Annotated in this window: 13 protein-coding genes; 7 read left to right on the forward strand and 6 right to left on the reverse strand. The window is 72.8% G+C overall.

The window, feature by feature from the left end; translation table 11 throughout:
• The 7 genes from E2C06_RS17005 to E2C06_RS17035 form a co-directional block, all read left to right on the forward strand.
• Nucleotides 1–949 (forward strand): glycosyltransferase (locus tag E2C06_RS17005; protein WP_133289813.1); only part of this gene is annotated, 949 nt, incomplete at its 5' end.
• 47 nt (nt 950–996) lie between these two features.
• A complete protein-coding gene (locus E2C06_RS17010; protein ID WP_133289814.1) occupies nt 997–2,946 on the forward strand; it encodes a polysaccharide biosynthesis protein in 1,950 nt (649 codons plus the stop codon).
• A 92-nt stretch (nt 2,947–3,038) separates the two neighbouring features.
• Nucleotides 3,039–3,539, forward strand: a complete 501-nt coding sequence (locus tag E2C06_RS17015) for a DUF892 family protein (protein ID WP_133289815.1) — start codon at nt 3,039–3,041, stop codon at nt 3,537–3,539.
• 574 nt (nt 3,540–4,113) lie between these two features.
• Nucleotides 4,114–5,091: an N-acetyl-gamma-glutamyl-phosphate reductase gene (gene argC, locus E2C06_RS17020; RefSeq protein WP_133289816.1), complete on the forward strand. Its 978-nt coding sequence runs from the start codon at nt 4,114–4,116 to the stop codon at nt 5,089–5,091.
• A 162-nt stretch (nt 5,092–5,253) separates the two neighbouring features.
• Complete coding sequence (locus E2C06_RS17025; protein ID WP_133289817.1) at nt 5,254–5,865, forward strand: transposase; 612 nt, start codon at nt 5,254–5,256, stop codon at nt 5,863–5,865.
• Between the two features lie 199 nt (nt 5,866–6,064).
• Nucleotides 6,065–7,228, forward strand: coding sequence for a DegT/DnrJ/EryC1/StrS family aminotransferase (locus E2C06_RS17030; RefSeq protein ID WP_133289818.1), 1,164 nt, complete (start codon nt 6,065–6,067; stop codon nt 7,226–7,228).
• A gap of 91 nt (nt 7,229–7,319) precedes the next feature.
• Nucleotides 7,320–8,039, forward strand: coding sequence for a DUF1194 domain-containing protein (locus tag E2C06_RS17035; protein WP_133289819.1), 720 nt, complete (start codon nt 7,320–7,322; stop codon nt 8,037–8,039).
• 19 nt (nt 8,040–8,058) lie between these two features.
• Here E2C06_RS17035 and E2C06_RS17040 read toward each other — a convergent pair whose 3' ends face one another.
• From E2C06_RS17040 to E2C06_RS17065, 6 genes are all read right to left on the reverse strand, one after another.
• Entirely contained in the window at nt 8,059–8,934 is an 876-nt protein-coding gene (locus tag E2C06_RS17040) for a VOC family protein (RefSeq protein WP_133289820.1), read from the reverse strand.
• A 100-nt stretch (nt 8,935–9,034) separates the two neighbouring features.
• Entirely contained in the window at nt 9,035–10,024 is a 990-nt protein-coding gene (locus E2C06_RS17045; protein ID WP_133289821.1) for a tripartite tricarboxylate transporter substrate-binding protein, read from the reverse strand.
• 386 nt (nt 10,025–10,410) lie between these two features.
• Nucleotides 10,411–11,592, reverse strand: coding sequence for a GAF domain-containing sensor histidine kinase (locus E2C06_RS17050; RefSeq protein WP_133289822.1), 1,182 nt, complete (start codon nt 11,590–11,592; stop codon nt 10,411–10,413).
• A gap of 124 nt (nt 11,593–11,716) precedes the next feature.
• On the reverse strand, nt 11,717–13,522 hold the full coding sequence (lepA, locus tag E2C06_RS17055) for a translation elongation factor 4 (protein WP_133289823.1): 1,806 nt from the start codon (nt 13,520–13,522) through the stop codon (nt 11,717–11,719).
• Between the two features lie 110 nt (nt 13,523–13,632).
• The gene (locus E2C06_RS17060) at nt 13,633–14,241 is read right to left on the reverse strand and encodes a hypothetical protein (RefSeq protein WP_133289824.1); all 609 of its coding nucleotides are present in this window, start codon (nt 14,239–14,241) and stop codon (nt 13,633–13,635) included.
• Nucleotides 14,242–14,339: 98 nt separating this feature from the next.
• On the reverse strand, nt 14,340–14,864 hold the full coding sequence (locus E2C06_RS17065) for a MarR family winged helix-turn-helix transcriptional regulator (protein ID WP_241671328.1): 525 nt from the start codon (nt 14,862–14,864) through the stop codon (nt 14,340–14,342).
• Between the last annotated feature and the right edge of the window lie 19 nt (nt 14,865–14,883).

Raw genomic sequence — 14,883 nt, forward strand, 5'->3', positions numbered from 1 at the left:
GCCCGGCTGGGCCGGGCGCCTGCGCGCCCTGCCGGCGCTGGCGCGCGCCGCCGCGGCCAGCGGCGCCGCGGTGATCCATGCCAGCGAGCCGGATGCCTGGGCCGCTGCGATCCTCGCCGGCCGGCGCTGCGGCGCCCGCGTCGTGCTCGACGTGCACGAGCACTACCCGAGCCGGCTCGACACCCGGCTGCCGCGCGGCCTGCGCCCCCTGGCCCGCGCCGCGCTGCGGCTGGCCTGCCGGCTGGCCGGGCAGGCGGCGGATGCGGTGGTGGTGGCGAAGGACGGGCTCGCGGCCGATTTCGGGCCGGCGGCGCGGATCGTCGCCGTCCGCAACTACGCCGCGCCCGTCGCCATCCCGCCCCGCCGCCACGGCCCCGGGCCGCTGACGCTGGTGCATGCCGGCGCCATGGGCCGCGGCCGCGGCTGGCCGGCGCTGCTGGAGGCCATGGCGCGCCTGCCCGCCACCGACCGGCTCCGCCTCATCGGCCGCTTCACCGACGGCTCGGAGGCCGATTTCCTGGCCCGCGCCGAGGCCCTCGGCCTGGCGCCGCGCATCGAGCGGCTGCCCTGGCTGCCGCACCCCGAGGCCATGGCCCGGCTGGCCGAGGCCGACATCGCCCTGGTGCTGTTCCAGCCGGGCGAGGAGAACCACCGCCTCGCCCTGCCGCACAAGCTGTTCGACGCCATGCAGGCCGGCCTGCCGGTGATCGCCCCGGCCTTCGCCGAGGAGGTCGCCGGCATCCTCCGCGACGCCGGCTGCGGCCTACTGGTGGACAGCGCGGATGCCGCCGCCATCGCCGCCGCGGTCGGGGCGCTGCGCGACCCGGCCCGCCGCGCCGCGCTGGGTGCCGCCGGGCGGCAGGCCGCCGCCGGCCGCTACGGCTGGGAGGCGGAGGCGGCGCGGCTGGTTGGGCTGTACCGGCGGCTCGCGCCGCTGCCGGTCGCGTAGGGGCCGGGGCGGTGGCGTCGCGGCGCGGTCCGTCCTATAGCCAAGCCATGGCCCGCCGCGCGCCGCATCGCATCCTGCTCAACCTCGCGCTGGATTCCCTCCTCGCCTGCCTGGCCCTGCCGGCGGCGATGCTGCTGGACGCGCCCGGCGCCTGGCCGGAGGAGGGCTGGTGGCTCGGCGCCCTGCCCGGCGCCGCCGCCGTGCTGCTGGCGGCCGGCCTGCCGGTGCGGCTGCCGCAGCAATACTGGCGCTATGCCGGCCTGCCCGACCTGCTCGGGATCGCCGGCGCCGCGGTCGGGGCCGCGGCGCTGTTCTGGGCCGGGCTGCACGTGCTGGATGCCTGGGTGCCGCCCAACCCGGCCTTCCCGGCGATCCACGCGCTCACCCTCGGCCTGCTGCTGGGCGCGCCGCGCATCGCCGGCCGGCTGCACCATGCCCGCCGCACCCCGGAGGCGATGCTGGCGCCGCAGCCCGTGCTGCTGGTCGGCGCCGGCGACGGGGCCGACATCTTCATCCGGGCGCTCGCCGCCGAGCGGCAGCCGGCCTTCCGCGTCGTCGGCATCCTGTCGATGCGGTCGCGCCAGGCCGGCCGGCGCATCCAGGGCCACCCCATCCTCGGCACCGCGGACGAGATCGCGGCCGTGCTCGACCGGATGAAGGACGAGGGCCGGCTGCCCGCGCTGATCGTCCTCGCCACCGCGCATGTCCAGGGCCTCGCGCTCGAACGCCTGCTGGATACCGCCGACCGGCACGGCATCCCGGTCCGCCGCGCGCCCTCCGTCACCTCGCTCGACCCCGCGGCGAAGCGGCTGGCGGCAGCCGAGGAGAAGGCGGGGCAGCGGCTCAAGCTCGACCCGGTGGCGATCGAGGACCTGCTGGACCGGCCGCAGGTGCCCTTGGACCGGGAAGGCATGGCGCGGCTGATCCAGGGGCGGCGCGTGCTGGTCACCGGCGCCGGCGGCACCATCGGCGGCGAGCTGGCGCGGCAGGTCGCGGCGCTCGGCCCGACCTCGCTTACCCTGCTCGACCACGGGGAGTTCGCGCTCTACGAGATCGACCTCGAGCTGCGGGAGCGCCACCCCGACGTGCCGCGCCGCGCGGTGCTGGCCGATATCCGCGACGAGCCGCGGATGAAGCGTCTGCTGGAGGATATCCGCCCCGAGCTGGTCTTCCACGCCGCGGCGCTGAAGCACGTGCCGATGGTCGAGAACAACCCGCTGGAAGGGCTGCTGACCAATGCCGGCGGCACCCGGGTGGTGGCGGACGCGGCGCGCGCGGTCGGCTGCCTGGCGATGGTCTTCATCAGCACCGACAAGGCGGTGAACCCGACCAGCGTGATGGGCGCCAGCAAGCGACTGGCCGAGATGTACTGCCAGGCGCTCGACGTCGCCGCCCGCACCGGCGACGGCGGCATGCGCTGCGTCACCGTCCGCTTCGGCAACGTGCTGGGCAGCACGGGCTCGGTCGTGCCGCTGTTCCGCCGGCAGCTCGAGCGCGGCGGGCCGCTGACCGTGACCCATCCCGACATGCGCCGCTACTTCATGACGGTGCGGGAGGCGGTGGGCCTCGTGCTGCAGGCCAGCGTCATCGGCGCCGAGGACCGCGAGGACCAGCCGAAGGAACTGGCGGAAGGCGGGATCTTCGTGCTCGACATGGGCAAGCCGGTGAAGATCGTCGACCTCGCGCGGCGGATGATCCGGCTGGCCGGCCTCAGGCCGGAGGAGGACGTGGAGATCCGCTTCACCGGCCTCCGCCCCGGGGAGAAGCTCTACGAGGAGCTGTTCCACGGCCAGGAGCCGCCGCGCCCGACGCAGTTCCACGGCCTGCTGGTGGCGACGCCGCGCACCGCCGACCCGGCGCTGGTGGGCCGCGCGATCGACGAGATCGCGGCCTCGGCAAGGGCGGGCAGCCCGCGGGCGGCGCTGGCGCAGCTCGGGCGGCTGGTGCCGGAGTTCGACCACAACGCGGACGGCGACGGGGCCAGGGCGGCGCAGTAGCGCGGCATGCCTGGAACGACATCCGTCCGGCCGGGGCAGGAACGCGTCCGCGCGCCTGCCGTTGGGGAGGGCTCGAACCGGAGGAACCACCGATGTCCAGCCCCGACAGCCTGAAGGCCGTCTATTTCGACGAGATGCGCGACCTGTGGTCGGCCAACGACCAGATGACCCGCGCCGTGCAGGCGATGGCCGGCAAGGCGCATGACCCGAAGCTGAAGCAGACGCTGGAAGCCTCGGTCACCGGCATCACCAAGCACCGCGACACCCTGAAGTCCCTGCTGCAGGAAGCCGGCGGCGAGGTGGCGAAGGAGCATTGCGCGGGCATGGAAGGCCTGGTGCGGGAGGCGCTGAAGCACACCGGGGACGAGGCGCCGAAGAACGCCGACCTGCTGGACGTGGAGATCATCGCCCAGTACCAGCGCATGTCGCATTACGGCATCGCCGGCTTCGGCACCGCGACGGCCTATGCCGAGGCGCTGGGGATGAAGGACCACGTGACCAAGCTGAAGTCGATCGTCTCCGACATCTACAAGGCGGACGAGTACGCCAGCGCGCTGGGCGAGAAGGCGGCGAAGGCGGCGCCGCAGGGATAGCGCGGCGCGGCCGCGCGGGAAGCCCGCCCGGCTGCGTGGCGGCCGGGTTGACACGCCTGGCGGCGGAAAAGGACGGGCAAGGGCGCGATGGGCGGCCTGCCGCCGCGGACGGGGCGATGCCTGTCCGGCCGGATGCGACGTGTCGGCGTGGCCTGGCGGGGCAACGCCAGGGTGTCGGACGCCGGCCGGTGCCGTGCCGGATACCCGGTGGCGGCGGACGGGTGAGGCGGGGAAGTCGGCGAGGCAGCAAGGGCCGGCGCTGCGGCATCGCCGGCTTCGACCCCGGGCGGCCCTGGCGGGACAGGAGCACGGCTGCGAATGCTCGTTGACAGATGTTCAGGCGGACCAATACCGTCCGCCGCATGGGTGACCTTCGCCGCCGCACCGCGAACCGACGCCGTCGCTGCTTCCCGGCGGCGGCTTCCGCGGCTGCGTGCAGACAGGCCCCTCCCCCGGTGAGGACCGCTCCCTAGCGGCCCACCCCCGAGACGGCATCAGCCCGCATCCCCGAACCCCCGCAGCCCCTGGCTCCGGGGGTTTTTCTTTGCGCTTGCCCCAACCAAAGGACACCACCATGAGCATTCGCGTCGGCATCGTCGGCATCAGCGGTTTTGGCGGCGGCGAGGCGATGCGCCTGGTCGCGGGCCACCCCTCCTTCGAACTGGTCTACGCCGCGGGCGAGGGCAGCGCCGGCAGCCGGCTGCGGGACCGCTTCCCCGGCGTGCCGGCCAGGCTGGCTGATCTGGTGATCGAGAAGTGGGACCCCGCTTCCCTGCCGAAGCTCGACCTGCTCTTCGCCTCGCTGCCCACCGGCGCCTCGGCCGAGGCGCTGGCGCGCGTGCCGGCGGAGGTGAAGGTCGTCGATATCGGCGGCGACCACCGCTACGCCGAGGGCTGGGCCTATGGCCTGGCCGATGTCTGGCCGGAGCAGGTCGAGGGCCGGACCCGCGTCGCCAATCCCGGCTGCTTCCCCGCGGCGGTGCTGACCGCGCTGGCGCCGCTGCTGGCCGAGGGGCTGATCGAGCCGGGCAACATCATCATCGACGCCAAGACCGGCATCTCCGGCGCCGGACGGGGCGGCGCCGACAGCCGCTTCGGCTATGCCGAGAGCAACGAGAACCTGCAGCCCTACGGCCTGCTCAGGCACGTCCACATGCCCGAGATGGCCAGGACGATCGAGCGTCTCAGCGGCGGCAGCGCGGCCGGGCTGGTGTTCACGCCGCACCTGGCGCCGATGACCCGCGGCGTGCTCGCCACGATCTACGCCCGCGGCCGCGCCACCACGGGGCAGTGCCTGGAGGCGGCGCGGCGCTTCTATGCCGGGCGGGCCTTCGTCCGCGTGACCGACGCGCCGCCGCAGACCAAATGGGCCACCGGCTCGAACCTCGCCTTCGTCAGCTATGCCGCGGATCCGGAGCGCGACCTGGTGATCGCGATGGGCGTGGTCGACAACCTCGGCAAGGGCGCGGCCGGCCAGGCGGTGCAGAATGCCAACCTGATCTGCGGCCTGCCGGAGACCGCGGGGCTGGATGGCGCGCCGGTCTGGCCATGAGATGCGCCAGGCCCGCCGGCCGCCCGGGCCGGAGGATGCGGGGCCGTTGAGGAAGGCGCGCCCGAGCCGCGGGCCGGGAGCGCCCCGCGGCCGCCATCCTTGACAAAAAGGAATATAATCCTCTATCCTGCTCCGCTCTTCCGCCGGCCAGGAGCCCCGCCAATGCCCCATCCGCCCCCGCCGCCCGGCCGCCGCTACACCCCGAAACGCCCCTGGTCGCCGATGACCGATGCCGAATGGGCCGAGGTCCTCCCCCATCTGCGCACCGTCGTCATGGGCGAGGGCCGGCCGCTGCGCGACGCCCGCCAGCGGATCGACGGCATGTTCCAGGTCGCCGTCTCCGGCCTGCCCTGGCACAGCCTGCCCGAAGACTACGGCAAGCCCGACACGGTCAGCCGCCACTTCCGCCGCCTCGCCCATGCCGGGCTCTGGCTCCGGCTGGTCGGCGCCTGCGCCAATCCAGCGGCCCCGCCGGCGCTGCGCCGGATCGAGTACTTCATCTGCCGCGCCGCCCGGCGGGCCATGCGGATCCTCGGGATGGACGGCGCCCGGGCGGTGCAGCGGGTCGGCCTGCTCACCGCCCTGCCGGTCTGGCCGATCTACCTGCCGCATGCCGCCGCGCTCGCCCTGGTCCGCGGCGCGGTCGGGGCCTGGCTCGCCGGCTTCCGCGGCCGGCTGCTGCCGGAGGGCCCGACCCGCGAGCTTCGCCGCTCGCTCCGCCTGATCCGTTTCCTCGAGGGCAAGCCCTGGCACCGCCGCTGGGCCCCGCCATGAAAGCCCGTGGTGTCCGGAAGCCTTTCGGCCTTCGGCAGGGGGTCCAGGGGGACGGCGTCCCCCTGGCCTTTGTCCGAAACCCGCAGGACCGCGGTTTTAGGAAAATTCAAACCCGCCGCTGTTGCACCGCGACATGCGCCTTGATTGTGCATCCGGCCCCGCGCGCGCTAAGCCCCCTGCGCTGGAATCGAGGCATCGCATGACCACCACCGCCCGCCCCGTCGCCTTCTTCGACATGAAGGCGCAGCAGTCGCTGATCCGGGCCGAGATCGATGCCGGCATCGCCCGCATCCTCGACCATGGCCGCTTCATCCAGGGGCCGGAGGTCGATGCGGTGGAGGCCGCGCTGGCCGCCTTCGCCGGGGCGAAGCACGCGGTCGGCGTCTCCTCCGGCACCGATGCGCTGCAGATCGCCATGATGGCCGAGGGGATCGGCCGCGGCGACGCGGTCTTCCTGCCCGCCTTCACCTATACCGCGACGGCCGAGGTGCCGCTGGTGCTGGGCGCCACGCCGGTCTTCGTCGACGTCGACCCGCTGAGCTTCAACATCGACCTCGCCGATCTCGTCAGGCGGGTGGAGCAGGTGGCGAAGCAGGGGCGGCTGCGGCCGCGCGCGGTGATCGGCGTCGACCTCTACGGGCTGCCGGCGAACTGGCCGGCGATCGAGGGGCTCTGCGAGAAGCACGGCATGTTCGCCCTCGACGACGCGGCGCAGGCCTTCGGCGGGTCGCTCGACGGCAGGCGGCTCGGCACCTGGGGGCATGCCACGGCGCTGAGCTTCTACCCGACCAAGACCTTGGGCTGCTACGGCGACGGCGGCGCCATCCTGACCGAGGATGCCGACCGCGCCGAGCTGTACCGGTCCTTGCGCACGCATGGCGAGGGCAAGTCGCGCTACGACGTGCTGCGCACCGGCATGAACGGCCGGCTCGACAGCATCCAGGCCGCGATCCTGCTGGCCAAGCTGCCGCTGCTGGAGGGCGAGCTGGTGGCCCGCCGGCAGGCCGCCGCCTGGTACGAGGCGGCGCTCGGCGGCCGCGTGCGGACCCCGCAGGTGACGCCCGGCGCCGAGAGCGCCTGGGGCATCTACACCGTGCTGCTGGAGGATGCCGCCGCCCGCACCCGGGTCCAGGCGGCGATGCAGGCGGCCGGGATGCCGAGCGCGATCTACTACCCGAAGCCGCTGCACCGGCAGCCCGCCTATGCCGCGGCGCATGCGGCGGGGATCGAGGGCGGCGCGCCGCCGCTGCCGGTCAGCGAGGACCTCTGCACCCGCTGCCTGTCCCTGCCGATGCACCCCTACCTCGGCGAGGACGACGTGGCCCGGGTGGCCGCGGCGCTGCTCGCGGGCCTCGGGGCCTGATGGGTCCGGCAATAATTCTAAGGTTCCTGTTGAACCGGGAGGGGCCGGCGGGTTTCCATGCTGCGTCGTGTCATCGACGGAGGCTTGGGTCATGCGCCGGCGCTCCCTGCTGGCGGCCGGTGCGGCCGCGCTCACCCCCGTTCGCCGGGCCCGGGCCCAGGCCGATCCGGTCGACGTGCTCCTGGTGCTGGCGGTCGATGTCTCCCGCTCGGTCGACGACGACGAGGCGCGGCTGCAGCGGGAAGGCTACCGCGCCGCGGTCAGCGACCCGCAGGTGGTCGAGGCGATCCGCGGCGGCATGATCGGCGCGATCGGCCTCGCCTATGTCGAATGGGCCGGCGCCGAGTACCAGCGGCTGGTGCTGCCCTGGATGCGGGTTTCGGGCGCCGGGGAGGCGCGGGCCTGGTCGGAGAAGCTGGCCGAGGCGCCGCGGGCCTCGCTGTCCTGGACCTCGATCTCGGGCGGGCTCGACTTCTCCCGCCAGGTGCTGGCGGAGGCGCCTTTCGATGCGACGCGGCGGGTGATCGACGTCTCGGGCGACGGGGTGAACAACAGCGGCGGGCCGGTGGAGCTGGCGCGCGACCGGCTGGTGGCGGAGGGGGTGACGATCAACGGCCTGCCGATCGTCAACGACCGGCCGACCTTCGGGCGGATGCCGCCCATCCCGCTCGACGAGTACTACCGCGACAGCGTGATCGGCGGGGCCGGCGCCTTCGTCGTGGTCGCCGAGGATTTCCAGAGCTTCGGCAATGCGGTGAAGCGGAAGCTGATCCGCGAGATCGCGGCGCTGGACGGGCCGACCATCGCCTGATGGCCGGCCCGGCGGGGCCTCACTCCGGCGGCATCGCCCAGGCCATGGCCTCGGCGCCCGGGGCGTAGATCTGGTTGGTGGTGGCCGGGTTGCGGTTGACCAGCTTCCGCATGAACAGCGGGTGGGTCATCGACCGGCACTCGTGCTCCACCTCGAACAGCAGCTTGCCCGTGTCGGGATCGACGATCTTGATGAAGCGGTACTGGTGCTGGCTGTCTTCCTGGCTGATCAGCCCGCGCTCCGACAGCCGGGCATGGACGCCGCCGAAATCGACGAAGGCCAGCTGGATGTGGTGGCCGTCGAAGGCCGGCTGCTGCGCGTCGGTCTCGCGGAAGGTCAGGTGCTGGCCGGGGGCGACGAGGACCTTCGCCACGCCGTCCTCGATGCTGGCCGGCGCCTGGACGATCTGCTGGTAGAACCGGACGATGCCCGGCAGGGTACCCGGCGCCACGTCGAACTCGACATAGGGCATGCCGAGCTTGATGCGGCCGAAGCGGTCGGCATCCGGGGCATGGGCGCGGATGCGGTTGCCCCAGGGGCAGGTGATGGCGACGTGGTCGTCGCGCTCCTCGAAGCCGTAGCGCGTGCCGTCCAGCCAGCGCCGGGCGGTCTGCAGCCGGTGCAGCAGCTGGGCGCGGTCCGGCAGCACCAGGCCGGTGGTGCCGCGCAGCACCTGGGCCGGGCCGGTCGGCAGGTGGAATTGGCTGACCCCGGCATTGGCCCACATGTTCTCGATGCCGACGACCAGGTAGGGGTCGCGGGTCAGGCCGAGCGCCGAGATGTAGAAGGCGGTCGCCTTGCCCTGGTCGGGCACCCGCAGGTTCACGTGCTGCAGCTCGACCGAATTGCCGAGCGATTCGAGCGCCCGATTCCAGGGGCACGCGACCTTGGTCATGCCGTCCATTGCTTGCGTCCTCCGCCCTGCGGCCAGGTTCGGAGGCAGGCTCGCATGCGGGGTGGCGGGGCGTAAAGGGCCACCACCCGCGCAACGACACTCAGTCGGCGTACTGGCCGGCGCCCTGGATGATCGGCTTCCACTTGGCGATGTCGGCCAGCCAGAACTTGCGGTGCGCCTCGGGCGTCGCCATCGCGGCTGCGACCGGCGCGGTGCCGAGCTCGGCGAAGCGGGCCACCAGCTTGGGGTCGGCCAGCGCCACCTGCAGGGCCTTGCTCAGACGCCCCGTGATCTCGGCCGGCGTTCCCTTCGGCGCGTAGAGGCCGTGCCAGACGGTGACCTGGAATTCCGGCAGGCCCGCCTCGGCCGAGGTCGGCACCTCGGGCAGCGCTTCCAGCCGGGCCGGGGTGGTGGTGGCGAAGACCTTGATCGCGCCGCTCTTGATCTGCTCGGTCGTGCTGGTGGTCTGGTCGCACATCAGGTCGATGCGGCCGGAGATGACCTCCTGCATCGCCGGGCCGGTGCCGCGGAAGGGGACGGTGGTCATCGGCGCGTCCACCGCCTTCATCAGCAGCAGGCCGCAGAGGTGGCTGGCGGCGCCGATGCCGGCATTGGCGTAGTTCAGCTTCTCCTGGTCGCGGCGGATGACGGCGATCGCCTCGGCCAGGGTATTGGCGGGGAAGTCCTTCTTGGCGACAAGGGTCATCGGCACCTCGGTGACCAGGCCGATGGTCTCGAAGCCGCCGACCGGGTCATAGGCCAGGCGGCGGTAGAGCGTCGGCGTCGTCGCCATGCCGATATGGTGCAGCAGCAGGGTATAGCCGTCGGGCTTCGCGTTGGCGACGCGCTGGGCGCCGATGGTGCCGCCGGCGCCGCCGGCATTCTCGACGACGATGGTCTGGCCGAGCTCCCGGCCCATGCTCTCCGCGACCAGGCGGGTGACCGTGTCGGTCGGGCCGCCCGCGGCGAAGGGGACGATGACGGTCAGCGTCCGGCTGGGGAAGGGCTGCGCCGCGGCGGGCAGCGCAGCGGCGGCAGCGGCGGCGAGGGCGGCAAGCGCGAGGGTGGCGCGCCGGGCGAGACGGGACATGGATGACTCCGGGGCGTGGCAGGGGCGCGGCGCGTGAATATCGCAAGAGCCGTGGCGATACGAGGACATATCAACCAGTCGGCGATTTTTCTGACGGCCGCATTACGCCGGGTAAATCGTCCCGCGGCCGGGCGGGTTCCCGTCGATGCGGAAAGCCTGGGCGCGACGCCCGGCTGCGGGGGCCTCGGCCTCGCTGGCGACCGAGCTCGGCCAGCCTTCCATGCCCGGCCGGGCACGCCGCCGGCGGCGCTGGCGCGGCTGGACGACGCCTTTCGCCGGGGCAGCGCGCCGGGGCAGCCGCTGGCCACCCTCCGCGACCAGGCGGCGGTGCCAAAGTCCTCGACCCCGCAGGCGCCGGCGAGCGCCGCCGCGGCGGCGCGGCCGGATCAGCCCGCCGGCAGCTCCAGCGTGAAGACCGTGGCGGCCGGGTCCGAGGCGACGCTGAGCGTGCCGCCATGCGCGCGGGCGACCTCGGCGGCGATGTAGAGGCCGAGGCCGAGGCCGGCCCGCGGCCCGTTCGCGTCGCGGCTGAAGGGCTGGAACAGCCGCGCCATGATGGCGGGCGGGATCGGCCGGCCCTGATTGGTGACCGAGAGGGTGAGGCCGCCGTCGCGCCCATGCGCGGTGAGGCTCACCGGCCGGTCCTGCGCGCCATGCACCAGCGCATTGGCCAGCAGGTTGGAGACCAGCTGGCCAATGCGCCGGGGGTCGCAGGCCACCAGGTCGGGCAGGTCGATCGCGGCCTCGACGGTGCGGTCGGGGTGGGTGCCGCGCAGCTCCGCCACAACGTCCCGCAGCAGGCCGTCCAGCGCCACGCGCCGCTGCCGCACCGGGATCCCGCCGCCGAGCCGGCCGCGGGCGAAGTCGAGGATGTCGTCCACCAGCGTCGCCATGCGCCGGCAGCTGCGCCGCATCTGCGCCAGGATCTCGGGGGCGCGGGCATCCGCCGGGTGGCGGGCCAGCAGGTCGGCCCCGGCGCCGACCGCGGCGATCGGGTTGCGCAGGTCGTGGCCGAGCACGGCGATGAACTGCTCGCGCAGCGCGCCGAGCGCCTCGGCGTCCAGCAGGGCGGTCTGGCTCGCCTGCAGCCGCTCCTCGATTTCGAGCTGCGCCGCGACCAGCTCGGCGAAAAGGGTCACGGTCGGCAGCACCTTGCCGTCGCGCAGCCGGGCGGGCTCGGGGTCGAGCGCGCAGATGGTGCCGAAGACCGAGCCGTCGCGGCGGATGATGGGGACCGAGATGTAGCTCTCGAAGCCGTAGCGGCGCGGGACGGGATGCGAGGCATAGACCGGGTCCCGGCTCGCATGGTCGATGACGATCGGCTGGCGGGAGGCGCGGATGCTGTCGCAGAAGGTGGTCTGGAGGTCGAGCTGGCCGCCCGGCCGCAGGCCGAAGCCGATGCGGTCGAGCACGGCGCAGGCGGTCCAGTCATGGTTGGTGACGCGCGCCACCGCGGCGAAGCGCAGCCCCGTCATGTCGCAGAGGATCTGCAGGATGGTCGGGACGGCGCCGATGCGGGCGACCAGCGCGATATCGCCGGCGGGATCGGGATCGGGATCGGTCACCATGGGCTGCCCTGGTTACCCGGCAGCCTAGGCGGGCCGGCACGCCGACGCCAAACGGATTCGGCACAAAACAAGTTACAGGACGACGCGCGGGGCGGGGAACCGCTTCGGTTCCGCTGCCGGCCGGTCAGGCGTCCATCTTCAGGGCGGCGATGAAGGCGCTCTGCGGGATCTCGACCTTGCCGAATTGCCGCATGCGCTTCTTGCCTTCCTTCTGCTTGTCGAGAAGCTTCCGCTTGCGGCTGATGTCGCCGCCGTAGCACTTGGCGGTGACGTCCTTCGACATGGCGCTGATGGTCTCGCGCGCGATGACGCGGCCGCCGATGGCCGCCTGGATGGGGATCTTGAAGAGCTGGCGGGGGATCAGCTCCTTCAGCCGCTCGCAGATCTGCCGGCCGCGCCGGTCGGCCTGGCTGCGATGCGCCATGAAGGAGAGCGCATCGACCGGCTCGGCATTCACCAGGATCGAGATCTTCACCAGGTCGCCGGATTCGTAGCCGTCGACCTGGTAGTCGAAGCTGGCATAGCCGCGGCTGATCGACTTGAGGCGGTCGTAGAAATCGAAGACCACCTCGTTCAGCGGCAGCCGGTAGACCGCCATGGCGCGGCTGCCAACATAGGTCAGCTCCACCTGCCGTCCCCGGCGCTCGTTGCAGAGGGTCAGCACCGGGCCGAGGTATTCGTCCGGCACCATGATGGTCGCCTTGATCCAGGGCTCCTGGATCTCCTCGATCACGCTGGGGTCCGGCATGTCGGCGGGGTTGTGCAGGTCGAGCTCCTCGCCGTTCGTCTTCTTCAGCTTGTAGACGACGGAGGGGGCGGTCGCGATCAGGTCGAGGTCGAACTCGCGGGCCAGCCGCTCCTGCACGATCTCGAGGTGCAGCAGGCCGAGGAAGCCGCAGCGGTAGCCGAGGCCCAGCGCGGCGCTGGTCTCCATCTCGTAGTGGAAGCTGCTGTCGTTCAGCCGCAGCTTGCCCACGCTCTCGCGCAGCTTCTCGAAGTCGTCGGCATCGACGGGGTAGAGCCCGCACCACACCACGGGGATGGAGGGCTTGAAGCCCGGCAGCGCCGCGGCCGCGGGGGCGCGGTCATCGGTGATGGTGTCGCCGACGTTGGTGTCGGCGACCGTCTTGATGGCCGCCGTGACGTAGCCCATCTCGCCCGGCCCGAGGCTGTCCACCGCGACCATCTTCGGGGTGAAGATGCCGACCTGCTCGACCGTATGGACGGCGCCGTTCGACATCATGCGGATGCGCTGGCCCTTCTTCAGGTGGCCGTCCCGCACCCGCACCAGCACGACGACGCCCAGGTATGCGTCGTACCAGCTGTCGACCAGCAGGGCGGTCAGCGTCTTCGCCGCATCGCCGGTCGGCGGCGGCAGGCGCGTGACGATCGCCTCCAGCACGCCCTCGATGTTCAGGCCCGTTTTCGCGCTGATCAGCACGGCGTCCGAGGCGTCGAGGCCGATCACGTCCTCGATCTGCTGCTTCACCCGGTCGGGCTCGGCGGCGGGGAGGTCCACCTTGTTGAGCACCGGGACGATCTCGTGGTTCGCGTCCAGCGCCTGGTAGACATTCGCCAGGGTCTGCGCCTCCACGCCCTGCGAGGCATCGACCACCAGCAGGCTGCCCTCGCAGGCCGCGAGGCTGCGGGAAACCTCGTAGGCGAAGTCGACATGGCCGGGCGTGTCCATCAGGTTGAGGACATAGGTCTCCCCGTCATGCGCCTTGTACTGGATGCGGACGGTCTGCGCCTTGATGGTGATCCCGCGCTCCCGCTCGATGTCCATGTTGTCGAGCAGCTGCTCCTTCATGTCGCGCAGCGCGACCGTGCCGGTGGTCTGGATCAGCCGGTCGGCGAGCGTCGATTTCCCATGGTCGATATGGGCGATGATGGAGAAGTTGCGGATGCGGTTCAGCGGGGTATCGGGCATGGGGGTTCCGGAGGCCGTAGTGCGGGCCTGGGTCGGGCCCGGCCGTCTGCTGAGGGGGAGATAGGGCAGAAGGGCCCCGAATCAAAGCGCCGGCTGCGGGCGGGCGCCCGCTACTTCACCACGTAGTTGGTGGTGGCGCAGGCATTGACCCCCCGCTTCTCCCCCGCATCGCCGCCCTGGAAGACCCAGCGCAGGTCGTAGCGGCATTCGCCCTGCGGCAGCCGCACCGGCTGGTACTGGCCGGGCGGGACGATGGTGTTCTCCCCCAGCCGGTCCGGCCCCCAGCCCTGCGCCGAACTGGGCGAGGCGTAGAATTGCTCGATCGGCCGGCCGCCCTGGTTGACCAGGTTGAAGGAAGGGTTGCCCTGCGGCGCGTTGCGCGGCGCCGCCCCGCCGCCGCCGACCACGACATCGACCAGGCCGCAGGTGTTCAGGTTGCGCCGCTCCTCCGCCCCGGCGCCCTGGTAGACGATGCGGATGTCCCAGGCGCAGGTGCCGCCCTGCGGCAGGCGGACGATCTGCCGGCCGCCGGGCGGCACCACCTCGGAGCCCAGCCGGTCGTGGCCCCAGTCCGGCTGGTTGGCGGGGGAGGCATAGATCTCGTTGATCACCTTGGCCGTGTTGTTGACCACGCGGAAGGACGGGTCGCTCTCCGTGGCGGGCTGGGCGAGGGCGGCGAGCGGGGCAAGCAGCGCGAGGGGCAACGCGCGACGCAGCATCGATGGACCTCCTTCGGGGCGGCGAGAATAGCGCGGCCGGGGCCGGGCAGTGGTGACGCCGGCCGCGCCCGGGTCAAGCCTGCGTCAGCCGGGCCGGTTCAGTCGGGCCCGGCATCCCCGGCCGCCGCCCCCATGGCCAGCAGCTTCGCCTCCAGCCGGTCGAGCAGGGCGTGCAGCGCCTGCCGCTCGGCCGGCGCCAGGGCTTCGAGCAGCCCGGCCTCCAGCGCCCGTGCCTCGGGCACGATGGCGGCGTGCAGGGCGCGGCCGGCCGCGGTCATCGCCAGGCGCTGGACCCGGCGGTCCGCCGCATCCTCCTGCCGCGCCAGCAGGCCGCGGTCGAGCAGGGCGCGGACGGCGCGGCTGACCTTGACCTTGTCCATCGCCGTGCGCTCGACGACGCCGGTGGCCGAGAGCCCGCCGAAGCGGCCGACCACCGCGAGCACCCGCCATTCCGGAATGGAGAGCCCATAGGCGTCCGAGTAGCGCCGGGCGAAGAGCCGGGAGGTATGGTTGGTCACCACCGAGAGCCGGTAGGGCAGGAATTCCTCGAGCGCGAAGTCGGCGGCGGTGGTCATGGCATGGCCCGGCGAAGCGGCGGCAAGGATGCCGGAGCCGCCGGCCACGGGGTAGAGGCTTGGCAGC

Origin of the sequence: Dankookia rubra, assembly GCF_004355005.1 — a bacterium.
Classification (GTDB): Bacteria; Pseudomonadota; Alphaproteobacteria; order Acetobacterales; family Acetobacteraceae; genus Paracraurococcus; species Paracraurococcus ruber_A.

What these genes read in the sequence shown, in the direction of transcription:
- E2C06_RS17010 (WP_133289814.1), top strand. Translation starts at nt 997, where the DNA reads ATGGCCCGCCGCGCGCCGCATCGCATCCTGCTCAACCTCGCGCTGGAT.
- E2C06_RS17015 (WP_133289815.1), top strand. Translation starts at nt 3,039, where the DNA reads ATGTCCAGCCCCGACAGCCTGAAGGCCGTCTATTTCGACGAGATGCGC.
- argC (WP_133289816.1), top strand. Translation starts at nt 4,114, where the DNA reads ATGAGCATTCGCGTCGGCATCGTCGGCATCAGCGGTTTTGGCGGCGGC.
- E2C06_RS17025 (WP_133289817.1), top strand. Translation starts at nt 5,254, where the DNA reads ATGCCCCATCCGCCCCCGCCGCCCGGCCGCCGCTACACCCCGAAACGC.
- E2C06_RS17030 (WP_133289818.1), top strand. Translation starts at nt 6,065, where the DNA reads ATGACCACCACCGCCCGCCCCGTCGCCTTCTTCGACATGAAGGCGCAG.
- E2C06_RS17035 (WP_133289819.1), top strand. Translation starts at nt 7,320, where the DNA reads ATGCGCCGGCGCTCCCTGCTGGCGGCCGGTGCGGCCGCGCTCACCCCC.
- E2C06_RS17040 (WP_133289820.1), bottom strand. Translation starts at nt 8,934, where the DNA reads ATGACCAAGGTCGCGTGCCCCTGGAATCGGGCGCTCGAATCGCTCGGC.
- E2C06_RS17045 (WP_133289821.1), bottom strand. Translation starts at nt 10,024, where the DNA reads ATGTCCCGTCTCGCCCGGCGCGCCACCCTCGCGCTTGCCGCCCTCGCC.
- E2C06_RS17050 (WP_133289822.1), bottom strand. Translation starts at nt 11,592, where the DNA reads ATGGTGACCGATCCCGATCCCGATCCCGCCGGCGATATCGCGCTGGTC.
- lepA (WP_133289823.1), bottom strand. Translation starts at nt 13,522, where the DNA reads ATGCCCGATACCCCGCTGAACCGCATCCGCAACTTCTCCATCATCGCC.
- E2C06_RS17060 (WP_133289824.1), bottom strand. Translation starts at nt 14,241, where the DNA reads ATGCTGCGTCGCGCGTTGCCCCTCGCGCTGCTTGCCCCGCTCGCCGCC.